This window comes from Stenotrophomonas sp. YJH_SMC_36 (assembly GCF_059369935.1).
Genome location: NZ_JCAFTD010000008.1, coordinates 73,762 through 98,097 on the forward strand (window position 1 = coordinate 73,762; position 24,336 = coordinate 98,097).

General features: G+C 68.3%; 24 protein-coding genes. 14 read left to right on the plus strand and 10 right to left on the minus strand.

What is annotated here, in order from left to right:
* Positions 1-159 precede the first annotated feature (159 nt).
* A complete protein-coding gene (locus AC5P76_RS15930) occupies positions 160-1,299 on the plus strand; it encodes a YncE family protein (protein ID WP_253119796.1) in 1,140 nt (379 codons plus the stop codon).
* Between the two features lie 112 nt (positions 1,300-1,411).
* Here AC5P76_RS15930 and AC5P76_RS15935 read toward each other — a convergent pair whose 3' ends face one another.
* Positions 1,412-1,888: a nuclear transport factor 2 family protein gene (locus AC5P76_RS15935; RefSeq protein ID WP_053518805.1), complete on the minus strand. Its 477-nt coding sequence runs from the start codon at positions 1,886-1,888 to the stop codon at positions 1,412-1,414.
* A 219-nt stretch (positions 1,889-2,107) separates the two neighbouring features.
* On the opposite strand from AC5P76_RS15935, the gene AC5P76_RS15940 reads away from it, so the two are divergent.
* Positions 2,108-2,920 carry an alpha/beta fold hydrolase gene (locus AC5P76_RS15940; RefSeq protein ID WP_253119799.1) on the plus strand — a complete coding sequence of 271 codons (813 nt, stop codon included), beginning with the start codon at positions 2,108-2,110 and terminating at the stop codon, positions 2,918-2,920.
* A gap of 20 nt (positions 2,921-2,940) precedes the next feature.
* Positions 2,941-3,111: a hypothetical protein gene (locus AC5P76_RS15945; protein WP_164972344.1), complete on the plus strand. Its 171-nt coding sequence runs from the start codon at positions 2,941-2,943 to the stop codon at positions 3,109-3,111.
* On the opposite strand, the gene AC5P76_RS15950 is transcribed toward AC5P76_RS15945, so the two are convergent.
* Positions 3,108-3,851, minus strand: a complete 744-nt coding sequence (locus AC5P76_RS15950; protein ID WP_155760172.1) for a hypothetical protein — start codon at positions 3,849-3,851, stop codon at positions 3,108-3,110. The two genes, AC5P76_RS15945 and AC5P76_RS15950, sit on opposite strands and share 4 nt — an antisense overlap.
* Before the next feature lie 139 nt (positions 3,852-3,990).
* Between AC5P76_RS15950 and AC5P76_RS15955 the strand changes: the two genes are divergently transcribed.
* Entirely contained in the window at positions 3,991-4,587 is a 597-nt protein-coding gene (locus tag AC5P76_RS15955; RefSeq protein WP_253161724.1) for a hypothetical protein, read from the plus strand.
* A 54-nt stretch (positions 4,588-4,641) separates the two neighbouring features.
* Positions 4,642-5,610, plus strand: coding sequence for a polysaccharide deacetylase family protein (locus AC5P76_RS15960; protein WP_253119802.1), 969 nt, complete (start codon positions 4,642-4,644; stop codon positions 5,608-5,610).
* 3 nt (positions 5,611-5,613) lie between these two features.
* Here the strand turns inward: AC5P76_RS15960 and AC5P76_RS15965 are convergent, their stop codons facing one another.
* Complete coding sequence (locus AC5P76_RS15965; RefSeq protein ID WP_065182578.1) at positions 5,614-6,456, minus strand: class I SAM-dependent methyltransferase; 843 nt, start codon at positions 6,454-6,456, stop codon at positions 5,614-5,616.
* Positions 6,457-7,017: 561 nt separating this feature from the next.
* Complete coding sequence (locus tag AC5P76_RS15970) at positions 7,018-7,434, minus strand: hypothetical protein (protein ID WP_111186612.1); 417 nt, start codon at positions 7,432-7,434, stop codon at positions 7,018-7,020.
* A gap of 85 nt (positions 7,435-7,519) precedes the next feature.
* Here AC5P76_RS15970 and AC5P76_RS15975 point away from each other — a divergent pair, with 85 nt between their 5' ends.
* Positions 7,520-7,804, plus strand: a complete 285-nt coding sequence (locus AC5P76_RS15975) for a hypothetical protein (RefSeq protein ID WP_111186611.1) — start codon at positions 7,520-7,522, stop codon at positions 7,802-7,804.
* Positions 7,805-7,828: 24 nt separating this feature from the next.
* Here the strand turns inward: AC5P76_RS15975 and dmeF are convergent, their stop codons facing one another.
* A complete protein-coding gene (gene dmeF / locus AC5P76_RS15980; RefSeq protein ID WP_053518816.1) occupies positions 7,829-8,803 on the minus strand; it encodes a CDF family Co(II)/Ni(II) efflux transporter DmeF in 975 nt (324 codons plus the stop codon).
* Positions 8,804-8,854: 51 nt separating this feature from the next.
* On the opposite strand from dmeF, the gene AC5P76_RS15985 reads away from it, so the two are divergent.
* Complete coding sequence (locus AC5P76_RS15985) at positions 8,855-9,139, plus strand: metal-sensing transcriptional repressor (RefSeq protein WP_049417302.1); 285 nt, start codon at positions 8,855-8,857, stop codon at positions 9,137-9,139.
* Between the two features lie 24 nt (positions 9,140-9,163).
* On the opposite strand, the gene AC5P76_RS15990 is transcribed toward AC5P76_RS15985, so the two are convergent.
* Positions 9,164-9,541, minus strand: coding sequence for a MerC domain-containing protein (locus AC5P76_RS15990; RefSeq protein ID WP_164151030.1), 378 nt, complete (start codon positions 9,539-9,541; stop codon positions 9,164-9,166).
* Positions 9,542-9,609: 68 nt separating this feature from the next.
* Between AC5P76_RS15990 and AC5P76_RS15995 the strand changes: the two genes are divergently transcribed.
* Positions 9,610-10,935 (plus strand): GTP-binding protein, encoded by a 1,326-nt coding sequence (locus tag AC5P76_RS15995; RefSeq protein WP_253119805.1) that lies wholly within the window; start codon positions 9,610-9,612, stop codon positions 10,933-10,935.
* A 10-nt stretch (positions 10,936-10,945) separates the two neighbouring features.
* On the opposite strand, the gene AC5P76_RS16000 is transcribed toward AC5P76_RS15995, so the two are convergent.
* Together AC5P76_RS16000 and AC5P76_RS16005 are read right to left on the minus strand one after the other, a co-directional pair.
* Complete coding sequence (locus AC5P76_RS16000) at positions 10,946-12,556, minus strand: ATP-binding cassette domain-containing protein (protein WP_253119807.1); 1,611 nt, start codon at positions 12,554-12,556, stop codon at positions 10,946-10,948.
* Positions 12,557-12,719: 163 nt separating this feature from the next.
* On the minus strand, positions 12,720-13,619 hold the full coding sequence (locus AC5P76_RS16005) for a LysR family transcriptional regulator (protein ID WP_053518823.1): 900 nt from the start codon (positions 13,617-13,619) through the stop codon (positions 12,720-12,722).
* A 197-nt stretch (positions 13,620-13,816) separates the two neighbouring features.
* Between AC5P76_RS16005 and AC5P76_RS16010 the strand changes: the two genes are divergently transcribed.
* Positions 13,817-14,995, plus strand: a complete 1,179-nt coding sequence (locus tag AC5P76_RS16010; RefSeq protein WP_180875805.1) for a serine hydrolase domain-containing protein — start codon at positions 13,817-13,819, stop codon at positions 14,993-14,995.
* The gene (locus AC5P76_RS16015; RefSeq protein WP_128988049.1) at positions 14,992-16,176 is read left to right on the plus strand and encodes an MFS transporter; all 1,185 of its coding nucleotides are present in this window, start codon (positions 14,992-14,994) and stop codon (positions 16,174-16,176) included. The genes AC5P76_RS16010 and AC5P76_RS16015 overlap by 4 nt, the downstream gene beginning before the upstream one ends.
* A 3-nt stretch (positions 16,177-16,179) precedes the next feature.
* On the opposite strand, the gene AC5P76_RS16020 is transcribed toward AC5P76_RS16015, so the two are convergent.
* A complete protein-coding gene (locus AC5P76_RS16020; RefSeq protein ID WP_065182542.1) occupies positions 16,180-17,796 on the minus strand; it encodes an EAL domain-containing protein in 1,617 nt (538 codons plus the stop codon).
* Between the two features lie 226 nt (positions 17,797-18,022).
* On the opposite strand from AC5P76_RS16020, the gene cycA reads away from it, so the two are divergent.
* The 4 genes from cycA to AC5P76_RS16040 all read left to right on the plus strand — a co-directional run bounded on the left by cycA (position 18,023) and on the right by AC5P76_RS16040 (position 23,808).
* Positions 18,023-19,396 carry a D-serine/D-alanine/glycine transporter gene (cycA, locus tag AC5P76_RS16025; protein WP_065175399.1) on the plus strand — a complete coding sequence of 458 codons (1,374 nt, stop codon included), beginning with the start codon at positions 18,023-18,025 and terminating at the stop codon, positions 19,394-19,396.
* 61 nt (positions 19,397-19,457) lie between these two features.
* Positions 19,458-20,234: a lytic transglycosylase domain-containing protein gene (locus AC5P76_RS16030; RefSeq protein WP_065182540.1), complete on the plus strand. Its 777-nt coding sequence runs from the start codon at positions 19,458-19,460 to the stop codon at positions 20,232-20,234.
* A gap of 133 nt (positions 20,235-20,367) precedes the next feature.
* The gene (locus AC5P76_RS16035; RefSeq protein WP_164151017.1) at positions 20,368-21,720 is read left to right on the plus strand and encodes a hypothetical protein; all 1,353 of its coding nucleotides are present in this window, start codon (positions 20,368-20,370) and stop codon (positions 21,718-21,720) included.
* A 9-nt stretch (positions 21,721-21,729) separates the two neighbouring features.
* Positions 21,730-23,808: a gluconolaconase gene (locus AC5P76_RS16040; RefSeq protein WP_253119809.1), complete on the plus strand. Its 2,079-nt coding sequence runs from the start codon at positions 21,730-21,732 to the stop codon at positions 23,806-23,808.
* Here AC5P76_RS16040 and AC5P76_RS16045 read toward each other — a convergent pair.
* The gene (locus AC5P76_RS16045) at positions 23,786-24,190 is read right to left on the minus strand and encodes a YciI family protein (protein WP_253119811.1); all 405 of its coding nucleotides are present in this window, start codon (positions 24,188-24,190) and stop codon (positions 23,786-23,788) included. The genes AC5P76_RS16040 and AC5P76_RS16045 overlap by 23 nt on opposite strands.
* Between the last annotated feature and the right edge of the window lie 146 nt (positions 24,191-24,336).

Sequence of the window (24,336 nt, forward strand, 5' to 3'; positions counted from 1 at the left end):
GCGTCTGCCATACGGATGCAGCCGCACGCCACGCCCCCCAGCTGGTACCATTCCCCCTGCTAACCCAGCCAGCCTTTCCGTGCGCACACGCCGGAACGGCCGTCTTCGTACGGCCCAGCGAGCCAGGACACCCTTCCGTGCCCTTTCAAGGATGCTCGCATGTTCCGTCATTCCGCTTTCCGCTCGGCCGCCCTGGCCCTTGCCATCTCGCTCAGCGTCGGCGCCCCGGCGGCCTTCGCCGATAACGCGCCCGCCGCCAGCACCCCCGCTGCCGTGCAGCGCCAGGCCATCGCCAAGGGCCTGTACGAACTGGCGTACAGCCCCACCCAGAACGCCGTGTTCGTCGCCTCATCCGGTGGTTTCGGCGATGACGCCGGCCCGTCGCAGGTGCTGCGCCTGAACCCGGCCACGCTGGCCGTGGAAACCCGCATCCCGCTGGAGCGCAAGGCGTTCGGCGTGGTGCTGGATGACGCACACAACCGCCTGTACGTGGGCAACACCGTTGATACTTCGGTAACCGTGGTCGATACCGCCCAGAACAACGCCATCGGCATCGTGCAGCTGATGGAGAAGAAGGTCGGCAAGGACGGCAAGGCCGCCTACACCCACGACCTGCGCGAGCTGGTGGTCGACAGCCCGGCCAACCGTCTGTACGTCACCGGCCATTCCAGCGAGGGCAGCGTGCTGTTCGTGGTCGATACCACCACCCTGAAGGTGATCAACACCATTCCGGGCCTCGGCAACGCCAAGGCGCCGGGCCTGGCGCTGGATGCCGCCAACAAGCGCGTGTATACCAGCAACCTGCTGGCCGACTTGGTGGTGGTCGGCACCGACGCCAACAAGGTGGTGGCCCAGCACAAGATCAGCGCCGAGCAGCCGATGAACATCGCATTGCACCCGGACGGCAAGCGCCTGTTCGTGACAGACCAGGGCTCGGAGATGATCCGCAGCTACATGACCAAGAGCAGCGCGGGCTTCACCAGCAAGCACCCGGGCCAACGCGTGCTGGTGCTCGACCGCACCACCGGCAAGGAACTGGCCAGCATCCCGACCGACGCCGGCCCGCTGGGCATCCTGCTGGACGCACCGCGCAAGCGTCTGTACGTGACCAACCGCGATGGCGGCACGGTGACCGCGTACGACAGTGAGAGCTACCAGAAGGTGGCCACCTACCCGGTGCCGACCCACCCGAACAGCCTGGCGCTGGATGCCAAGAACAACGTGCTGTACGTGAGCATCAAGAACGGCGAGAAGGATGCCAAGGACGCGAACGAGAGCGTGGCGCGCATCCAGTTGTAACGGCTGGAGGTGGCCGCGCTGGGAGAGCGCGGCCACCTGTTACAGGCATGGGATCTCGCCAGGTGGGCGCCAGAGTGGCGGCGTGGACCCTCCGCCGCTTGCCCCCCCAACCTCAATCCACCCCGCGGTGGTCATAGCTGATCACCCGCTCCACCTGCCAGGTGCCGTCCACGCGTCGCCACACCTGCACGAAGCGCGCCTGCCCCACCCACCGCTCCACACCGTCCTTGCCGCGTTCGTAGAAGCGATGGTCGCCCATCTCCAATGCACGCTCATCGTGCAACGGGAACACCTGCAGCGAACGGTCCACCAATTCGCGGCGCAGGCGCCAGCCGCCCTGGCGCGCGCTGTCGCACATGCGGGCCACGCTGCGCCGGAAGTCCTCGCGGCTGCTGGCCGATTTGCCGTCCTTGTCATGGAAGAACTCCATGTCCTCGGTGGTCATCGCCGCGGCCCGATCGGCATCGCAGGCCTCGAACGCCACCGCGAACAGCTGGGTATCGGCCTGGCGGATCTGCTCGCGCAGGGTATCTGACGGGGCCGGGCTGGCGGCAAGGCCGGCGGCGAGCAGGGGCAGGGCGAACAGCATGGCGCGTCTCCGTGGATGTCGGGCGCACAGTGGCACGCTGCGGGGGCGGTCGGCGCACGCGTGCGACGAAGCCGCGTCTGCCGGGTACGAACGGCCGGATTCCGGGTGCGGGTGCCGGGCGCCAGGCGTGTAGGGCATGTCATGGCGCGGGCGGATTCCCTCACGGTCGCCACAGGCGGCGCTGCCTAGGCTGGTGCCATCCTTTCACCAGGAGTTCCCATGCCTGCTTCCCCCATCCGGCTGCACATCGAAGACACCGGCGGTGAGGGCCGCCCGGTCATTCTCATCCATGGCTGGCCGCTCTCGGCCGAGGCGTGGAAGGATCAGGTGCCGATCCTGCGGGATGCGGGCTACCGCGTGATCAGCTATGACCGGCGTGGCTTCGGTCGCTCCGAGAAGCCAGCCGACGGCTATGACTACGACACGCTGGCGGCCGATCTGGCCAGCATCATCGAGCAGCGCGATCTGAAGGAGGTCACGCTGGTCGGTTTCTCGATGGGTGGCGGCGAGGTGGCGCGCTACATCGCCAATCACGGCGAGGCGCGCCTGCACAGTGTGGTGTTCGCGGCTGCGGTGCCCCCTTACCTTCTGCGCACCGACGATAACCCGGAGGGCCCGCTGACCCAGGACAAGGCGGACGAGATGCGCACCGGCCTGGAACACGACCGCGAAGCCTTCTTCGATGGTTTCACCCGCGATTTCTTCAGCGCCAACGGGAAGCTGATGGTCACCGAGGCCGAGCGCCAGGCGGCGATTGCGCTGTGCCACCAGTCCGACCAGGCGGCGGCGCTGGGTTGCATGAAGGCGTTTGCCACTACAGACTTCCGTCGCGACCTGCAGAAGGTGAGCGTTCCCACCCTGGTGCTGCACGGCGACAGTGATGCCACCGTGCCACTGGAGGGCTCGGGCAAGCGCACCCAGCGTGCCATACGGGGCAGCGAGCTGGTGGTGCTGCATAACGCGCCGCATGGCTGCAACACCAGCCACACCGACGACTTCAATCTGGCGCTGCTGAACTTCCTCAAGCAGTAACCGGCCTCTACACTCGTCGCATGCGCCAGACCCGCACGCCACCGTGGAAGAAGCCCAACCCGAAGGGCCAGAAGTCGCAGCCGTTGTCGCCTGCACAGAAGGAGGCGGCGCGGCAGCGCGCGGAGGAGAACGGGCGACCCTATCCGAACCTGGTCGACAACATGTGGGCGGCCAAGCTGCCGCGCGGCTAGCGCGGCGTTGGGCGACCCGCTGGTGCAGGGGCGAGCAGGGGCGTCCAACCGCGTTCGCGCCAAGGCGCGAACGTGCGTGGGTGGACCTGCACCGCACCGGCGGCCAGAGCGCCCCGCGCGGTCAGTGCGGCCTGCAGCCGCTGTGTCTGCATCGGCTGTGCGAACGCGACCTGCAGCAGGTCACCCTGCTGCCGTACCTGTACCGGCAGAACGTCGCGCGACTGGATTGCCAGCGGTGGGCGGCCGATGGTGTAGTCCATCTCGACCGTGCGTGCGCCCTGTGCGATGACAGGCTGCCACGCCTGCAACAGCGCGGCGTGCCGGGATGCGGGCAGGCGCACCTGGGCGATGCTCGCCGGGTAGCCGAGGGTGCTTTCAACCATGACCTGGAAGCGCGCGCCGTCCGGCATGGCGACGGCCCATACCGCTGCCGTGGCGAAGATCGGTATACAGCCGACGAAGTACCAGCGGCGGGGAACCGGTGCGGCAACGGGGTAGCTCCACTGCGGATGACGACGTTGCAGGCGCCGTAGTGCCTTGCGTTCGCGACGGCGCGGTGGTGTGGCCGCAGGCAGCAGGGATTGCGTGACTGGTGGCAGCTTGGCGCGCTGGGTCTGGATGACACGCGACACGGCGTAGGCCGCCCCTGCGATCATCAACAGGCCGGTGCCGTAATGCACCAGCAGGTACAGCGTCAGCATCCAGCGCACTCCATGCAACGGCTCTTCCTCGGTGGACATCGTACCGCCGAGCACACGTGTTGTCGCATCCGCCAGCCGACAGCCGTGATCGGCTTGGTTACGATGACAGACCGCCGACACGAGTGTAACGATGACATCCACTCCGTTCCCTCAGGGCCGCACGCGCGCCCCGGGACTGATGTTGCTTCTGCTGCAGGTGGTCGCCGTGCTGGGCCTTGGCCTGGCCGCAGGCTATTTCCATCACCGTGTGGATCTGTTGCTGGAGCCGGTGACGGCTGCCTGCGGTGGCCCGGACCCCGCGGCGCGACTGCGGATGGCCGAAGTGTTGATGGCGCGTGCCGGCGCACTGGATGATTGGCAGCCGCTGCGGTGGTTGCCGGTAGCGGGCATGGCGCTCGCACTGCTGGGTGCGATGGCCATCTGCGTGCATTGGTGGCACCGGGTACGGCGGCCCCTGCGCACCACCGCGTTGGGGCTGATGGCTCTGCATGCCAGCGCCATGGCGCTGGCGGCGTGGACCCTGCATCTGTACGAAGACGCGTGGAACAGCGTGGTCAGGCTGTCTCCGACGGCGTGTCTGGTCGATCTGACCCAGCAGGGACGCATGCCACTGGAGCAGGCCCAGGAAGTGGTCTTCCATATTTTCACCCGCGCGCACGCGCCGCTGCAGCGCAATCCGGATGACCTGGCCCTGGTGCTGGTGGCGCTGCTGACGGCCGCGATGGTAGGCGGTGTTGCGCTGTGGCGGGCCGCGGCTGCGGAAGAGGGGCGCTGACGGCGCTCGCGCGCTGGGCTACAGTCGGCGTTCCTGCCGACACAAGGATGGTCTATGCGTACGTGGCTGCGTGCCCTGCCGTTGCTGCTGTTGTCGCTGGCGGTGCACGCCGCGGAGGTGGACCGGCGCATCGCGGTGACCATTGATGATCTGCCGTGGGCGCGCGTGGACACCCTCCTGCCTGCGGATCTGCAGACGCGCCATGCGGCGTTGATGGCGCAGCTGCGCCAGGCCGATGTGCCGGTGGTGGGCTTCGTCAACGAGAACAAGCTGGAGGTTGATGGCCAGGTGCAGCCGGCGCGGGTGCAGATGCTGCGCGATTGGCTCGACGCGGGTTATGGGCTGGGCAACCACACCTATTCGCACATGGACCTCAATGCGCAGGGCGTAGCCGCCTTCCAGCAGGATTTCCTGCGTGGCGAACAGGTGCTGCGGCCACTGCTGGCCGAGCGCGGCCAGCGGCCACAGTGGATGCGCCATCCGTATCTGCGTGCGGGCCGGACCGCCGAGGACCGCGCGGCAATGGACGGATTCTTCCGCGACCACGGGTACCGCGTGGCGCCGGTGACGGTGGACAACGGCGAATGGGTCTGGGCCTTCGCCTACGCCAACGTGATGAATGAACAGCCGCCGTCCGCAGCCCGCGAGGCTACGCTGGCGCAGCTGCGCAAGGGCTATGTGCCGTACATGCTCAACAAGCTGGACTACTACGAGCGGCAGTCGCAGGCGCTGCTGGGCTATGCGTTGCCGCAGGTCTGGTTGATGCATGCCAATGAACTGAACGCGGCCACCTTCGCCGAACTGGTGGCGGCCACCCGGCGGCGCGGCTACCGCTTCATCACGCTGGAAGAAGCCATGCGTGACCCCGCCTATGCGCGCGGCGCGGAAGGCTACAACGGCCGCTACGGCCCGAGCTGGCTGCATCGCTGGGCGATGGCCGAGAACAAGCCGAAGGACTTCTATGCCGGCGAACCGGTGGTGCCGGCGTGGGTGATGACGCTGGCGAAGGTGGATTCGGAGTAGCGCTCAGCGCTTGACCGCCAGCACGCCGTCCAGCGCGAGCTCGGCCTTGAACCCGGCCTTTTCCAGGCGCTTGGCCACTTCGCGCGGCACATCGCGGCCGCTGGTGAGCTTGTTCGGCGCGCCGGTGTAGTGGAACAGGCGGCCGCCCTTGCGCAGGACGCGGGCGAGATGGTCGTAGAACACCTGCGAATACAGTTCGCCTGCGATGCCGAAGCGCGGCGGGTCATGCAGGATCGCATCGACGCTGTTGCTGGCGATCTGCTCGATCTGCTGCGAGACGTCGCCCTGGCTGAAGTGCAGGCGACCACCGGCAGCGGCCGAGTCGGGATCGGGCGACCACGGGTTGAGCGTGCGCAGCCACATCACGTCGGCGTTCTTCTCGAACGAGCGGATCTGGCCGACGCCGGCCTCCAGTGCGCAGGCGGCGAAGTAGCCGAGCCCACCACAGGTATCAAGCAGCGCCTTGCCCGCCGGTGCAACCAGCTCGACCTTGCGGCGCGCGTCCTCGAACGGCGACAGCTTCGAGGTGGGCAGCATCTTGATGCCGTCGATCTCGAAGGTCGGCGCACCCCACTCGGTAGGCACCAGTTTGATCAGTGAACCGCTGTAGCGTGAGATGGGAGCGAAGTCTTCGCCCTCCCAGTAGTACAGCGTGCGGTCCTTCAGCTTGCCCGGCCAGGGGTAGTGCTGGCCGCGGAAATGGAAGCCTTCCGCGTCCAGCCCCACGCTGTCCTGGCTGCGCCCCAGGTCAAGCGAGCCTTGCCACTCGGGCGCGCCCTTGTCATGGGCACGACGCAGGGCGTCGGCGCTGTCGCGGGTCAGCAGAGGGCCGGTGTAGTGGGGCACGGCAGGCATCGGGCGGTTCGGGGGAGGGCATGGTACCGCAGCTGCCATGAAGGATAGAAAGAGCGGTGTTGGATCCCAACGCAGCTGCCGGGGGCATTTTCACGAGTGCATACCCAGCCCGCCGCCGGCCCTTCAATCGTCCCTTCCCCCTGAGACGGTTCCATATCCATCGAGGCGCAGAAGGCCTGATGATAGAGCTTGGTGGCTTCCGACTGGTCACTGTATCGATAGATCAGGCGTCCAAATCCATCTGGCTTGAGATGCTGGTCAACCTGGATGTGTGCTCCGTCGAAGTCTGGCCAGGTTGTACGACGAACGATGATGATCTCGCCCTTGGAGTCCAACTCCGTTCTGTCGACACTCAAGGGTGTTTCTGCGAACGCAGGTACAGCCATGGCCGCCGCTAAACATAGCATCCGCGCGCGTCTGCTCATGTGTGAGTCTCCGTTTCATGGTTGCGGAGACAGTAGGCTCAACAATATCCGGCATCTTGATTGTGACCGAAGTTGTGCCTGGTCGAATTTGAAACTTTCCTCATCCGCTTGAATCCCTGCACTTCGATCAATCGCACTTCACCGCATACACCGGCCCGGCACCGATCAGCATCAGCGCCATGTAGTCACTGTCACTGGCCTTGCCCTTCAGCGTGGCGCCGCTGTTGAAGTGGAAGAGGCCGAAGCCGCCGGCCATGCGGATCACGGCGCTGTCGATCTGAGCCGCATCGTCGCGGAAGTAGCGGCTGATCTCGCTGGAGGTGGCCTTGTGCAGCCCGTTCGGGTCGCGCTGCCATTGGCCATCGCGGTTGAAGGAAACGAAGTACTGGCTGCCTTCGCGCTCGATGCGGAAATCGGCGGTCTTGCGCGGGCTGGTGGCGAAGCAGCCTTGCAGGGCATCAGAAGAGAACGGCAGCCGTGCATCGCCACCACAGGCGGTGAACAGCAGCAGGGCACCGGGCAGCAGCAGGCGAAGCGCGCGCATGGGATGTCCCGACGAGGCAGGTGCGGCTAGTGTAGGCAGCAGCCGGGCGTGGCCCGTACAGAAATTCGGCAAGAGGACGCGTGCAATGGCACAGGACAAGGCACCGTGGTGCGGTGTGGCCAGTGGATTGGGCCTGGTCGTGGGGTGGGCTGCAGGCACGCTTGCGGCACAGGCGGCGGTGGCCGCGGGAGGCAATGGCATCGCCGCGGGCCTGGGGGTGGGTGTGCTGGGCTCGGCACTGGTGGGATGCGGGCTGGCGGTGGCGTCGCGGGTGCGGGGCGAGCGTTGGCCCTGGATCGGTATCGTGGGCGCGGTGCTGAGTGCGCTGCCGTTGCTGATGTACCTGCTGCGGATGATGCTGAAGCTCTGAAGCCGGGGCGAGGGCTCGGCGCTGTCAGGACGGGCTGTGATGGATCTCGACCGTCACGTGCACCAGCTCCTCGTGGATCGCCAGCGCCTGGCGCACGGTATCGGCATCAAGGCGGGCGTCGCTGGTGACCACGCTGGCGCTGACCGCGTACTTGCCGCGGCCCACCTGCCAGACGTGCAGGTCGGCCAGGCGTGCCGGCCATGGGCCCTGCTCGATCACCTCGCGGACCTCGGCCACCACCGGCGCGTCCATCTGCGCGTCGAGCAGGATGCGGCCACTGTCGCGCAGCAGGCCGACCGCCCACACCGTGACCAGCACGGCGCCGACCAGACCCATCACGGGGTCCAGCCAGGTGAGGCCCAGCAGTTTGCCGCCGAGCAGTGCGACGATGGCCAGCACCGAGGTGGCCGCGTCGGCCAGCACGTGCAGGTAGGCCGAGCGCAGATTGAGGTCGTGGCCATGCGAAGGGGCATGAACGTGATCGTGGTGATGCCCGTGATGATGCGCGTGGTCGTGCCCATGCGCGTGATGCGCGTGGCCGGGGCTGTCGTGCAGCCACCACGCACAGAGCAGATTCACGCCCAGGCCGACCACGGCGATGGCGATGGCTTCGTCGTAATGGATCGGCGCGGGAACCCACAGCCGCTGCACGGACTGCGCGGCCATCAGCGCGGCGACACCCAGCAGGGCAATGGCGCTGGTATAGCCCGCCAGGATCTCGATCTTCCAGGTGCCGAAGGCGAACCGCGGGTCGTGCGCGTAGCGCCGTGCACAGCGGTAGGCGAACACCGAAAGGCCCAGCGCCAGTGCGTGCGAGCTCATGTGCCAGCCGTCGGCCAGCACGGCCATGGAGTTGAACCACCAGCCGCCGACGATCTCCACCAGCATCATGCCGACGGTCAGCCACAGGGCGCGGCGGGTATTGCGTTCGGCAAGGGGATTGCCATCGTCGAAGCGATGGTCGTGGCGACGGGCAGCGGCGAGCGTGTCCAGATGCATGGAGTGACCGGCGGGTGGAGTTGATACCCCCATAGGGTATACGATCCACCCATGGCACATGTACACAGAAATCGAAAACAGCTGCTGACCCGGGTGCGCCGCATTGGCGGCCAGGTGGCGGCATTGGAGCAGGCGCTGGACAGGCCCGAGGGTGAAGCGGGCGACTGTGCGGACGTGCTGGTGCAGGTCGCGGCGGTGCGTGGTGCAGCCCACAGCCTGTTGATGGAGTTGCTGCACGAGCACCTGCAGGAGCATGTGGTCGGGGCTGAAGACCCGCAGCAGCGGGCGGCGGAGGCCGAGGTGCTGGTCGAACTGTTGCGGCGTTACGGGAAGTAACGCCGGGCGGGCCGTCGGCGATGCTCAGCAGTGGCGGTGCCGGCGCCGCGCGTTCCAGATGTGGGTGGCGGCCAGCAGCAGGCTGCCGGTGACGGTCAGCGGCGTTTCCCAGGCATGCGAAGGCAGCTCGAGCGCGCCGGCCAGCAGCAGGCCCAGGCCGAGACCGGCCGCAGTCCAGGCCATGACGGGCAGGCGATGGCGGCGGTCGGCCCGCCACAGGGCGTAGCCGGTCAGCGGCAGGGCGATCGCCACGAACAGCAGATGCACCCATTCGGCCTGGGCCCAGGCGCCGAACAGTGGCAACGCGGCGGCAAGCAGGGGCAGCGCCAGGCAGTGCAGCAGGCACAGGCTCGACAGGGCGAGGGCTCCGGCATCGAGCAGTGCGGGGGAAGGGGACTTCATGGGGGAGGTTCCTTGCGTAGCAATTGTTATACAGTAACATTTCTTTCCCGCAGCCAGACCGCTCCGACATGAACACTGTTTCCCGCGCCGACCGCCGCTTGCCCGTCACCGTGCTGTCCGGCTTTCTGGGGGCCGGCAAGACCACCCTGCTCAACCACATCCTGCGCAACCGCGAGGGCCTGCGCGTGGCGGTCATCGTCAACGACATGAGCGAGGTCAACATCGATGCGCAGCTGGTGCGCGACGGTGACGCCGAACTGCGCCGCACCGAAGAGACGCTGGTGGAATTCAGCAACGGCTGCATCTGCTGCACGCTGCGCGAGGACCTGCTGCAGGAAGTGCGGCGGCTGGCTGACAGCGGCCGCTACGACTACCTGCTGATCGAATCCACCGGTATCGGCGAACCGATGCCGGTGGCCGCGACCTTCGCGGTGCGCGATGAGCAGGGCTTCAGCCTGAGCGACATCGCCCGGCTGGACACGATGGTCACCGTGGTCGACGGCAGTGCCTTCCTGGCCGACTTCGGATCGACCCTGCGCCTGGCCGAGCGTGGCCAGCAGGCGGGACCGGACGACGACCGCGGGGTGGTCGACCTGCTCTGCGAGCAGGTCGAGTTCGCTGACGTGATCGTGGTCAGCAAGATCGACCAGGTGGATGAGGAAACGCTGCAGGACACGCTGGCCGTGCTGCGCGGCCTCAACCGCGATGCGAAGCTGCTGCTGTCCAGCTTCGGTGATGTACCGCTGACGGAACTGCTCGATACCGGCCGCTTCGACTTCGAGCGGGCGCAGCGCGCACCGGGCTGGGTGAAGGAGCTGCGTGGCGAGCACACGCCTGAAAGCGAAGAGTACGGCATTGCCAGTTTCGTCTACCGTTCACGGCGGCCGTTCCATCCGGCCCGTTTCGCGCGCGCGTTGCGCAGTGGCATGCCCGGCGTGATCCGCAGCAAGGGCTGGTTCTGGCTGGCCAACCGCATGGACTGGGTGGGCGAGTTGAACGCGGTTGGCGCGGCAACGCGCACGCAGGCCGCAGGGTTCTGGTACGCCGCGCGTGATCGCGTACGTGCAGGCCTGGAAGACACCACGCCGCTGCTGCCGCCGACGCCCCTGCCGTACAGCGATGTGGGCTGGGCGCGCCAGCAGGCCAACTGCTGGAGCGCTCCGCTGCCGGGCGTGGAGGACTTCCCGGATCGCGCCGCGCATGCCGCGATGGCGCGGCTGTGGCATCCGCTATGGGGGGACCGTCGGCAGGAACTGGTGGTGATCGGCGTGCACATGGACGAACGCGCGGTGCGCGCGGAACTGGATGCGTGCCTGCTGGATGACCAGGAGCTCCGCGCCGGCCCGCTGCTGTGGCAGCAGTTGCCTCAGTCGTTCCCGGTGTGGAAGCGCTGACGGGAGGGGTTCAAGGGCGTGGGTCGTGCCATTGCCAACCGTCTGCTGTTACCTGCAGTACCTGCGTGGGCCGCAAGGCCTGCAGCAGGTGACAGTCGTGGCTGACCATCATCAACCCGCCCGGCCATGCATCCAGCAGCTGTTCCAGCGCCTGCAGTGCCCCCAAGTCCAGGGCATTGCCGGGCTCGTCGAGCAGCAGCAGCTGGGGTGCCGGGTCGGCATACAGCACGCTGGCCAGTGCGCCCTTCACCCGTTCGCCGTCGCTGAGGCTGCTGGCGGGACGCTGGATGCGCTGCGCATCCAGCCCCAGCAACGCCAGGCGCGTGCGCAGCTCGCCAGGATCGGCGGCGGGGTTGGCGGCCTGCACGCTGTCCAGAAGGCTGCGCGTACCGCACAACCCCAGCAGCTGCTGGTCCAGCAGGGCCAGCGGCGCGAGGCGCTGCACGGCGCCACTGCGCGCGGGCAGGTGATCGGCCAGCACACGCAGCAGGGTCGATTTGCCACTGCCGTTATCGCCGATCACGGCGATGCGTTGCCGGCGACGGATCTCCAGCTGCAACGGCAGGCTGCAACCGTACGGCAGTACGAGATCAGTCGCCTGCAGCAGGCGCGTACTGCCACGTTCGCCCTCGCCTGCAAACAGGGCCAGCTCGGGTGTGGCCTGCACGGCCGATGAAGCGGCGCGCAACTGCGCGGCACTGGCCTGCAGGCGCTCGTTCTGGATCTGCTGCGCACGCCCGTGGCTGGCTTCTGCGCGCTGCTTCTGCCGGCCGAGCAGGATCGGTGCCTGGTTGGCCTGCTTCGCCTCGCGCGTGCCGCGTGCCTGCCGCTGCTGTTGGCGTTCGTGCTGCTCGCGCGCGCTGCGCTGCTGCCGCCGGTGCTGCGCACGTGCGTGGTCAAGCTGTGCGTCCGCTGCGTCCCGCTCGGCGGCGCGTGCCTCGGCATAGTGCTGCCAGGGTCCGCCGTAGCGACGCAGGCCGTGCGCGTCCAGCTCGACGATCTGCTGCATGTGCGACAGCAGTTCGCGGTCGTGGCTGATCACCAGCAGACCGCCGGTCCACTGCTGCAGCTGCGCGTAGAGCTGCTGCCGATGGCGGGCGTCGAGGTGATTGCTGGGCTCGTCCAGAATCAGCCAGTCGGCGCCACTGGCCCAGGCGCCGGACAGCGCCACCTGCATCGCCTGGCCACCGCTGAGGCGGGCCGCCGGCTGCGCAGGATCGAGATCGTCCGGTAGCTGTTGCGCCTGCCAGTGCTGTGCCAGCCGCTCGCGCAGATCCCAATGCTCGCCAATGCAGGCGAAGTCGGCCTCGTCGATGCTGCCAGCCTCGATCCGCGCCAGTGCGGCCAGCTGCGGGCCGACGCCGGCCAGTTCGCCGACGCTGCCACGGGGTGGGTGGCCGGGCGTGGGCAGCAGGAACACGTTGCCGCTGCGGTGCACGTCGCCGCTTTCCGGCGTGATCTGCCCCGCCAGCAGGCGCGCCAGCACGCTCTTGCCGGCACCGTTGGCGCCGACCAGGCCGGTGGCGACCGGTTCAAAGGAAAACGACAGGTCTGAAAACAGCGACCGGCCATCGGCCAGTCGATACGACACGCGATCGAGCGTGAGGAAATGTGCGGTCATGCGACCTCCATGGATGCCGTGTTCTCCCCTGCGCACAGGGGCGGGAAGCGTCGGGCCGTCTAGTTCGAAGACGGCGGCATCAATGGCGCATCGGTCGCGAGCCTCAAGGAGGAATGAGCGGCCAGTATAGCGCCGGCGGCTGAACGGTCGCGCCGCGGCGTGGCTACGGCACGGTGTCCAGGCGCGCGCCGACGAAGTCGATGAACACGCGCAGCTTCGGCAGTACGTGGCGCCCCGAGGGCCACAACAGGTGGAAGGTGCCGCAGGAGTGCACGTACTCGTCCAGTACCGTCACCAGGCGCCCGTCGGCCAGCGTATCGCGCACTGAATGCACGGGTACGAAGGCCAGGCCGACATCGCGCAGGGCCAGGGCCACGCGGGCTTCGATGGTGTTGGCGACCATGTGCACGGGCAGTTCCTGCACGGGTTCGCCTTCGGGCCAGTGGATCGGCCATGGCTCCAGCTTGCCGCTGCTGGGGAAGCGGTAGTGCAGCAGCGTGTGCTGCAGCAGGTCGGCCGGGGTGCGGGGCGTGCCACGCCGCTGCAGATAGGCAGGCGAGGCAACGACACGCCGGGGAAACACCCCCATCCGACGCGCGTTCATGCGCGAATCGCTGGGCTCACCCACGCGCAGCACTGCGTCGAAGCCTTCTTCGATCACGTCCACCAGGCGGTCACTGAAGTCCAGGTCGAGGCGGATGTCCGGATACGCCGCCATGAATTCGGCCATCAGCGGCAGGGTGAGGTCGCCGACCAGCGGCAGGCTGATGCGCAGGGTGCCACTGGGCGTGGCATGCGGTTGCGCCAGTTCGGTACGCGCGGCATCGCGCTCGTCGAGGATGCGCCGGCAACGGGCCAGGAACAGTTGGCCCTCCGCGGTGAGGGTGATGCTGCGCGTACTGCGGTGAAACAGGCGTACGCCCAGGGCCTGTTCCAGCCGGGCCACGCACTTGCCCGCCGCGGAGGCGGAAATGCCCTGCAGGCGCCCGGTTTCGACGAAGCTGCGGGTGTCGGCGGCATGCACGAAGGTCTGCAGGTTGGCGAGATTGTCGAGAACGGACATGGGCGTGGCAGGCAGGGCAGCGGCGGGGGGAATGCAACACCGTGATGCAGCGCGTTGACGCGCGATGATGGCCTTCCGGTTCCGGGCATCATGCCCATTGCGGACTCCCTGGTCCATGATGCGCGGAGCGGCAACCGGCTTTTTGCCGGCGTCCAGGCTGCCTAAGGTGGCGGCCTCTCCTCCCACGGACTGCCGCCATGAATGCCGCTCTTTCCCCAGTGACTGAACCCGCCCTGCCGTCGGTGCAGCGCCTGCTGCAGCAGGTGCACCCTCATCGGCTGGTCGGTGCGGTCGTGCAGGTGCGTGTGCACGGGGTGCTGCGCCACGCCAGCGCCACCGGCCTGGCCGACCGTGAACGCGGGGAACCGATGCGCCGTGACCATCTGTTCCGCCTGGCATCGGTGAGCAAGCCTCTGCTGACGGTGGTGATCCTGCGCCTGGTCGCCGAGGGTGTGCTTGATCTGGATGCGCCCGTGCAGCGCTGGCTGCCCGATTTCCGGCCGGCGCTCGCCGACGGCAGCACCCCGGCCATCAGCCTGCGCCAGCTGCTCAGTCACAGCAGCGGCCTGGGCTACCGCTTCCTGGAAGCCGATGCGCACGGCCCCTACGCGCGCGCCGGCGTCAGTGATGGCATGGATGCCAATCCGCTGTCGCTGGCCGACAACGTGCGGCGTATCGCACAGGTGCCCCTGCTGTTCCCGCCGGGCAGCCAGTGGATGTACTCGCTGGGCGTGGACGTGGCCGGGGCGGTGGCCGAAGCCGCAACGGGCGAGACCCTGCAGGCGTTGTTCGAGCGCCTGCTGGCGACGCCGCTCGGCCTGCGCGACACCGCCTTCGCAACTGGCGACGCGAGCCGCCTGGCCACGCCCTATGTCAGCGACGACCCGCTGCCGCACCGCCTGCGCGAGGGCGAGGTCGTGCCGGTGTTCCCGGAAACGGTCGGTATCGAGTACAGCCTGGCCCGGGCCACCGATGCCAGCCGCTACCCGTCGGCCGGCGCGGGCCTGGTCGGCACGGCCGACGACCTGATGACCGTGCTCGAGGCGCTGCGCGACGGGCAGGCGCCTGCGCTGCTGCCGGCCCCGCTGCTGGCGCAGATGGGCACGCCGCAGGTGGGTGAGGCGGGGCCGCCGGAGCCGGCAGGCTGGGGCTTCGGCCTGGGATTTGCCGTGCTGCGCGATGCGGTTGCCGGCGCAACGCCGCAGGCGCCAGGCAGCTGGCGCTGGGGCGGTGCCTACGGCCACAGCTGGTTCGTCGACCCGGCACGGGGCCTGAGCGTGGTGGCGCTGACCAATACGCTGTACGAGGGCATGGACGGTGCATTCGTGGATGAACTGCGCGATGCGATCTACGCCGATCTGGAGGCTGCACGATGAGTGGCCACGCGATCGATGCGGCAGCCCCCGCGGGTGCGGCCTCGCGCCTGCCCTGGGCCGGCCTGCTGGCGCTGGCCGGCGGTGCCTTCATCACCCTGCTGACGGAAACACTGCCGGCCGGGGTGCTGCGGCCGATGGGCGCCAGCCTGGGTGTGAGCGATGCGGCGGTGGGTCAGCTGGTCAGCGTGTACGCGCTGGGTTCGGTACTGGCGGCACTGCCGATGACCGCGCTGACCCAGCGTTTGCCGCGTCGTCCCCTGTTGCTGGCCGCGATCGCCGGCTTCGTGCTGGTCAATACGCTGACCGCGTTGAGCAGCAGCTACGCGCTGATTCTGGCGGCGCGCTTCCTGGCCGGCGTCAGTGGCGGCCTGCTGTGGTCGCTGGTGGCAGGTTACGCCGCGCGCATGGTGGTGCCTGAGCTGCAGGGACGCGCCATCGCGGTGGCGATGATCGGATCGCCGTTGGCCCTGTCACTGGGCGTGCCAGCCGGTACCCTGCTGGGCCAGCAGATCGGTTGGCGCTGGGCGTTCGCCCTGATGAGCGTGCTGGCGGTGCTGCTGCTGGTCTATGCGCGCTGGGCCCTGCCGGCCCTGCCCGCAGCCGGCTCCGGACGGCGTGTGTCGCTGGCTGCGGTATGGCGCATGCCGGGCGTGCGCAGCACCTTGCTGGTGATGGCGCTGTACGTACTCGCGCACAACGTGCTGTACACCTACATCGAGCCTCTGGCCTTGCAGGCCGGCGCGGGGGCCTGGCTGGACCGCCTGCTGCTGGCGTTCGGCATGGCGGCCCTTGTCGGTATCGCGATCGCTGGCTGGGGTGTGGACCGCCACCTGCATGCGCTGGTCTGGAGCACGGTGCTGGGCTTCATCGCCGCCGTCATGGCGCTGCTGTTGTGGCCGGTGAGCGCGACCGCACTGCTGCTGGCGACGATCGTGTGGGGCATGGCGTTCGGTGCGGTGCCGACCCTGTTCCAGACGGCACTGGCGCGGCGCGCCGGCGCGGCGGCCGACCTTGCGCAGTCGATGCTGGTGACCGGCTGGAACCTGGCCATTGCGGCCGGCGGCGTGGCCGGTGGCCTGGTGCTGCAGTCCGGCGACGCGCGCCATCTGGGCTGGCTGCCGCTGCTGTTGCTGGCGGCAAGTGCGGTGTGGCTGATCGCACGCCCGAAGGCCTGGGCGTAACGCTTACGGCAGTGGCTCCTGTTCGATCGGTACGCTGCGCGGGTTCTGCATCTGTTCGCGCGCTGCGCCGTAGCGCTGCTGCCGCTTGTGGTGGAACGCCACGAATTCGTCACGTGGCAGCGGCCGGGAGAACAGCCAGCCCTGCCCGAACTGCACCTTCTGACCGTGCAGATAGGCCAGCTGCGCTTCTGTCTCCACGCCTTCGGCCACGACCCACAGGCCCAGCTCGCGCGCCATGCCGATGATGTGCGGGGTGACCGGGCTGGTGGCACTGTCGGTGCCGATCGCATCGACGAAGGACTTGTCGATCTTCAGCGCATCCAGTGGCAGCTGTGCCAGGTACTGCAGGCTGGAATAGCCCACGCCGAAATCGTCGATGGCGACGCTGTGCCCGGCGCGGCGTGCCGCGGCCAGCATCGTGCGGGCGCGGTCCAGATCGAGGAAGCCGCGCTCGGTGGCCTCCATCCAGATCTGCTGCGGCAGGATGCCGCTGCCGGTCATGTGCTTGGCGATCATCTTCAACGCGCGGCCGCTGCTGATGTCTTCGGCCGCCAGGTTGATCGCCACGTGCGCGCTGCGATCGCCGACCAGCAGTTCGCGCAGGTCGCGCACCACGTTCTCGATCACCAGATCGGTGACATCGCCGATCATGCCGGCCTCTTCGGCCAGCGGAATGAACAGGTCCGGACGCACCTGGGTGCCGTCCGGACGCTGCCAGCGCACCAGCGCTTCGGCGCCCACGCAGATGCCGGTGTCCAGTTCGATGATCGGCTGGTAATGCAGGTACAGCTCGCGACGGCGGATGGCGGTGGCCAGTTCACCCCGCAGCGACAGCCGGCGGCGCGACAACCAGATCACCAGGCCGGCACCGGCGGCGGCCAGCAGCACGCCCAGCGGCACGAACAGCCACGCCTGCTGGCGGAAGCTGGCGGTGAGCGCGGTCCGCGGGGTGGTGGCGATGGCCAGCCATTCTTCATTGCGAGCGGTGGCGTACAGCGTGTTCTGGTCCAGACCAATGCCGGGATCGCGCAGCAGGCTCTGCAGCAGCGCCGGATCCATGTCGTTCTGCCGGGCCAGCAGGCGGCCGTCGGGGCTGGCCAGGGCCAGCCGCACGTTCGGATCAACGATGACATCGACGAAGCGGCGGGGATCGACCAGTACGTCGTAGGAGCCATACAGGATCGACAGCACCTTGCGGCGGCCGCTGGTCTCGGGACGCACATCGACCGCGATTCCGGCGCCGTCGCTGGTGACGTGGTCCGGCCTGGGCTGGTTCACGTCGGACAGGAACGGCCCCCATGAGGTGCACCGCAGTTTGCCGCCTTCGAAATAGCCCAGCTGATCGGCCGAAGGGGTGGTCATCACCAGCGTCTGCATGCGCCGGATGTGCTCCGGGCTGCAGGCGGGGAGTGCGGTGGCCTCGGCTGATTTCAGTGCGGCCAGCGCTTCCTGGTAGGACAGGTCCGCACGCCGCAGGGTGCGTTCGGCGATGTCATGCAGGCGCTGCTGCTCCACGCTCACGGCGCGGTCCCACGTGGCGTAGGCCATGACGGCGATGGGAATGGCCGCCGCCAGCAGCGCCAGCGCGGTTCCCCCGATGATGATCCGCAGTCGGCTCACGTCCGGGGCTCCAGCAAGGCAGGCAGGGCAGGGCGCATGGTCGGGCCGATCCTTGGGCAGATGCGGCTATCTGAGCATGCCGCCGCGCCGGGCGGAATGGGACGAATCAGGTATTCGGTCACATTGTGGTGAAAGCGGCCAACTTTGCCGGATTCAGCCCGTCCCAAGCTGGCGCAACCGGCCCGGGAGGACTACCGTCGGACGCTTCGCCCGCCGATTCCGCGCCATGACCGACCCTGCCCAGCCCCCCGAGCATCTGCGCCGCAGCCTGTCCAACCGCCACCTTCAGCTGATTGCCATCGGCGGTGCCATCGGCACCGGTCTGTTCATGGGATCGGGCAAGACCATCAGCCTGGCCGGCCCGTCCATCGTGTTCGTCTACCTGATCATCGGCGCGATGCTGTTCTTCGTCATGCGCGCGATGGGCGAACTGCTGCTGTCCAACCTGCAGTACAAATCCTTCATCGATTTTTCCACCGATCTGCTCGGGCCCTGGGCCGGCTTCTTCTGTGGATGGACCTACTGGTTCTGCTGGATCGTCACCGCCATCGCCGATGTCATCGCCATCGCTGCGTACGCACAGTTCTGGTTCCCCGGCCTGGATGCGTGGATTCCGGCACTGATGTGCGTGCTGTTGCTGCTGGGGCTGAATCTGGTGACAGTGAAGCTGTTCGGTGAGATGGAGTTCTGGTTCGCGCTGATCAAGATCGTGGCGATCTGCGCGCTGATCATCACCGGCGCCGGCCTGGTGGCGTGGGGCTTCACCTCGCCCAGCGGGCACACCGCCTCGCTGGCCAACCTGTGGAACGACGGTGGCATGTTCCCGATGGGACTGGTCGGCTTCTTTGCCGGTTTCCAGATCGCGGTGTTCGCCTTCGTCGGCATCGAGCTGGTGGGAACCACCGCCGCTGAAACCGCCGACCCGGAGCGCAACCTGCCCAAGGCGATCAACTCGATCCCGGTGCGCATCATCATCTTCTACGTGCTTGCGCTGGTGGCGATCATGGCAGTGACGCCGTGGCGGCAGGTGGTGCCGGACAAGAGCCCGTTCGTGCAGCTGTTCGTATTGGCCGGGATCCCTGCCGCCGCCAGCCTGATCAATTTCGTGGTGCTGACCTCGGCAACGTCCTCGGCCAACAGCGGCATCTTCTCCACCAGCCGCATGCTGTATGGCCTGGCGGAAGAAGGCCACGCGCCGCGCGGCCTGTCGAAACTGTCGCGCGCGGCGGTGCCGGCCCGCGGGCTGCTGTTCTCCTGCCTGTGCCTGCTGGGCGGCACGCTGCTGATCTACCTGATCCCGAATCTGGTGACCGCCTTCACCCTGGTGACGACGCTGGCGACGGTGCTCTTCATCTTCGTCTGGTCGCTGATCCTGGTGGCTTACATGGTCTACCGCCGCCGTTACCCGCAGCGCCACGCGGCCTCGATCTTCAAGATGCCCGGTGGCGTGGCGATGTGCTGGGCGTGCCTGGTGTTCTTCGCGGGCGTGCTGGTCCTGTTGAGCCTGCAGGCCGATACCCGCCAGGCCCTGATCGCCAGCCCGGCGTGGTTCGTGCTGCTGGGCGTGGGCTACGCGCTGCGCGGCCGGATGGCCCGCTAGGGGCGCGGCCGCCACCGCATTCACCCATCGTTAGCGGGGGCGGCCGGATGATCCGGCCGCCATGACCCGCCGCCCCGTCCTCGCTGCGCTGATGCTGCTGTCCCTCCTGTGGGCCGGGACGGCGGCTGCGCGCACGGTGTACCGCTGCGTGCAGGGCAACACCGTCAGCCTGGCCACCGCGCCGGAACCCGGTTCGCGCTGCACCGCGCGAGATATCGACGACAACGCCATCCAGACCCCGAACCTGTGGGGCAACATGGGGGTGTTCAGCGGCGTGCTGTACGAACGCGAGCAGGACGGCCGGCTGGTCTATTCCACCCGCAATCTGCCGGGCTCGCGGGTGTTCCTGAAATTCACCGTGGCCACGCCGCCGGGCGAGCCTGCGCATGAGGGCCTGGGCCGGGTCGGCAAGCCGCAGCTGGCGCCGCACGCGCGGCAGTTCAGGGCGGCAGCGAAGGCGACCGGTGTTGATGATGCCTGGCTGCGTGCCATCGCCCACGCCGAAAGCAACTTCGACGCGCTGGCGGTGTCCAGCAAGGGCGCCCAGGGCGTGATGCAGCTCATGCCCGAGACTGCACTGGAGTACGGGGTGAGCGACCCGTTCTCGCCACAGCAGTCGATCGACGGTGGCGCGCGCTACATGCGCGCGCTGCTGCGCCGCTACAACGGCGACCGCACGCTTGCGGCGGCCGCGTACAACGCCGGCATCGGCGCGGTGACCCGCTACAAGGGCGTACCGCCCTACGCGGAAACGCTGGCCTACGTGGACAAGGTGATGGCGTTGTACACGCGCTATCGCGAGGCGATGGGCATCCGCATCGAGGTGCCGGCAAAGTAGCCACTCGTCGGACGGTGATTGTGGGCGCCCCTCGGCCGCGGCAGGATGGCGCTGCACGGGTGGGCGGGGGAGCGCCGGCCCGGGCGTCGAGGGACAATCCGGCCTGCAGCATCGAATCCACAGGGGGATGTGCATGAAGCCTATCAGGAGCGTGGTCGCGGCATTGCTGTTCGCGATCGCATGCAATGGCTGTGCCAGCAAGAACGTGTTGTATCGCGATGCCGAACGACGACAGGACGCAACCGCGCTGTTCCTGGACCGTGAGGGCAGTCTCTACCCCGCAGCCAGCGTGGCGGTGCCGGTGCAGCAGATGCTGGAAGGGGCACGCCCGTCGTCGGCGGAGTTCGCGACGCTCCGGCATCTCTACCAGCAGTCGGCGGTGCCAGGTGCTGCCTCGGCAGAGGCGTGGCGCAGCCTGCTTGCCGATACCGGGGTGACGCCCGACGCCGCCTTCACTGACACCTGGCAGCAGATCCAGCAGGTGCTGCGTGCGCGCGCCTCGCAGCAGCTGGATCGTGCGGCGGAGGACGGCCGTGTGGTGGTGCTGCTGGTGCACGGCTACAACAACGACTACCGCGAGGCGGCCGCCTGGTACGAACGGGTGGAGCGTGATTTCCGCGAGCGCGGGGCGGCCAGCGGGCAGACGTTGTCATTCGTGCGTGTGTACTGGGATGGCCTGCATGGCAATGCGTTCCGGATCTGGGGCGCCGCCCAGCTCAACGGGCCCTACGTGGGGCTGGAGCTGCGCAGGGTGCTGGCGGGTGTGGACAACAGGGACATGCCGTTGCGGGTGTTCACTCACAGCTCGGGTGCGTACGTGATGAACAACGCACTGGGCAACGGCTCTTCGCCGCTGCGCGGCATGCAGGACGCCTACTACCGTCGCGCTGCCGGTCTGGATGGCTATGGATTCCCGCCGCTGCGCAACCTGCGCATGGCCATGCTGGTGCCGGCGCAGCCGCCGACGGCGATGGCCAACTACCATCATCCGCGCCTGGAGCAGACCTTCGGCACGATCCCCGACCGGTTGATCCTGGGCCTGAGCCGGCACGATTTCGCCACCGGCAAGGGCCGCCGGCTGGGGTCGTGCAGGATGGCGGGCAACACCTGCATGGCCACCCACATCCGCTATTCCTGCGCAGCGGTACGGCGCGACCTGCGCAGCAGCGAATCGCACGGGCGAAAGCAGGTGTGGGCCGTCGCGTTTCCGCAGCCCGCGCTGAGATCGCATCCCCATGCGGTAGCGTCCTACATGCAGGATGGCGACTGGAAGCTGTTCGCCGACGCGCTGCTGCTCGACACCGCGCTGGAGCCGGCCAACCAGGCTGCGCTGTGCGAGCGCAGGGTAGGGCCGCTGAAGCACAGCGATGCCTGGCCTGACGAAATAAAAGTGCGCGCTGCAACAGCACCCGAGCGTGCGGCTGAGGCCGATGCGGGTTGGCATTGGTGGAACTACTGGCTAAGTTCGTCGCTCCCCGTTGAATGATGGAACACGATGGCGCGGCGATACTGGATCGCGGCGGTTGCGGTGGCAACCGCCGGTGCATTGGCGGCGACCTTCTGGCTGCCGGACGAACCCCACCCCGAGACACCTGCGGGACCGGCGCCGACGCCGCTGGCATGGACCGCGCAGATCGAACTGCTGGCCGGTGATGGCCATCCGGGTGATCGGGATGGGGCCTCCGCGCAGGCGCGCTTCGCCGATCCCTACGCGCTGCTGCGGTTGGACGATGGCAGCGTCTACTTCACCGATGGCGGCGACAACAACCGTATCCGCCGCCGCCTGCCCGATGGCCGCGTCGAGACCGTGGCCGGGCAGGGCGAAGGTCGCGTCGATGGCCCGGCACTGCAGGCACGCTTCCACACGCCGTCCGGCATCGCCGCCGATGCACAGGGCAATCTGTACGTGGCCGACACCGGCAACCATGCGATCCGCCGCATTGGCGTCGATGGCCAGGTGACCACGGTGGCCGGCGGCGAGCAGGGATACGCCGACGGTCCCGGCGCGCAGGCACGTTTCGATGCGCCGATGGGTATCGCCTTGGATGCGCAGGGGCAGATCTACGTGGCCGATACCTGGAACGACCGGATCCGGGTGATCGGCACCGACGGCAGTGTGCGCACCCTCGCCGGGGGCGATCGGCCCGGTTTCATCGACGCGGCAGGAGGCGAGGCGCGGTTCGATACACCGGTGGCGCTGGCCTTCGACGCGCACGGGGCCCTGCTGGTGGCGGATCTGTTCAACAACGCGGTGCGTCGTGTCGGTGCCGATGGCACGGTCAGCACGTGGGTCGGCAGTGGCGGGGTCATCAACGGGCCGCTGTCGCTGGCCGCGACCCATGATGGCGTGCTGTACGTGGGCGACCTTGAGGGACGCGTGGTGCAGGTCACCGCACAGGGCCACCAGATCGCACTGGTGGGCAATGACCGGCTGCCGCGGCTGGCGCGCCCCAGCGGCCTGGCGCTGGATGCGGACGGCAGCCTGCTGGTGGCCGACGCGGCCGGATACCGGCTGCATCGGCTGCGGCCGCTGCCGGTGGGCGAGCTTCCGGCCCCTGCGCTGGTTGGACCTGCCGCTGATGCAGCACTGCCGGACACGGCCGGGCGCTGGCCGCTGGCACCGCAGGAGGGCTGGCACGAGGTGGTCGGCACGCTGGGCGAGGTGCGGGGCAATTTCAGGGGGGAGAGCCGGCACCATCTGCACGGCGGCTTCGATGTGCGCGGCGATGTCGGCCAGACCGTGCTGGCCATTGCCGAGGGCAAGATCAGCAGCCCGGTGGCCAGCTGGAGCCTGGGCGGGCAGGGCGAAGGGCTGGCGGTGGACCGGCTGAAGTACATCCACATGCGGGTGGGCCGCACGCCGCGCGGGGAACCGTTCGACGCGCGCTGGCAGGCGCTGTATGACGACCAGGGCGCGCTGGAACGCATCCGCGTGCGCCGGGGCACGCGCATCCACGTGGGCGATCGCCTGGGCAGCATCAACAGCCAGGCGCACGTGCATCTGGCGGTGGGCACCAGCGGCTTTGAAACCAACGCGGTCGCGCTGGGGTTCCGCAACTTCGCCGATCACTTCGCGCCGCGCATCACCGAGGTGGCGCTGCTGGACGCCAACGACCAACCGATGACGGCGGGGAGCGACGGCAGCGTGATGGTCGCGCGGCAGGGACGGGGCGTGCAGATCGTGGTCGAGGCCTGGGACCAGGTCGACAACAACCTGGCCCGGCGCAGGCTGGGCGCGTACCAGGTGGGCTACCAGATCCTGGATGCGGCCGGTCGGCCGCTGCAGGGCTACGAGCAGCCGCGCTGGAACATCGTGTTCAACCGCATGCCGCCGCAGAATGCCGCCGTAAAGGTTGCCTACGCACCGGACAGCGGCATCACGGTGCACGGCAGCGCCGTCACCCGTTTCCGCTACCTGGTCACCAACACCGTGCGCGATGGCCTGATGGAGACCGGCCGCTGGCAGCCGGCAGCCCTGCCGCCGGGGGACTACATCGTGCGTGCCAGCGTGCGCGACTACAGCGGCAACGAGGGTATCGGCAAGCGCGAGGTCAGAGTACGGCTGCTGCCATAGCGGGCGGGGCGCCGCAGCGCTCGCGCTCGGCGTCCATGTCCTCCAGCGGGCGCACTTCGATGCTGCCGAAGCGTGCCCACGGGAACTCGCGCGCGATGCGCATCGCCTCGTCACCGTCGCGCGCGACAATGAGATTGAAGCCGGCCAGCAGTTCGCGGGTTTCGGCGAACGGGCCATCCAGCACCCGGCTCTGGCCGTCGCGGACGCGCAGGGTCTGCGCGGTATCCACCGGCTGAAGTTTCTGGGCCAGCAGCAGCGTGCCTTCGGCCTGCAGCCTGTCGGCGTGGGCCAGGCAGTCGCGCATCAGGCTGTTGAACGCCTCGGTCGGCAGGGCCTGCAGCAAGGCAGGTTCGATGTAGATCAGAAGCAGGTACTGCTGCATGGCGCGATCCTGGCGGGGCGGGGCGGACCTGCATGATCGCGCAGGTTTGCGCCGGGGCATGTTGCAGCGCGGGAGACCGGTGCCCGATGCCCCCCCAAAAAAAACTTTCAGAATTTGTCGATTCCCCGTCCCCTCGTTCGTTGTAA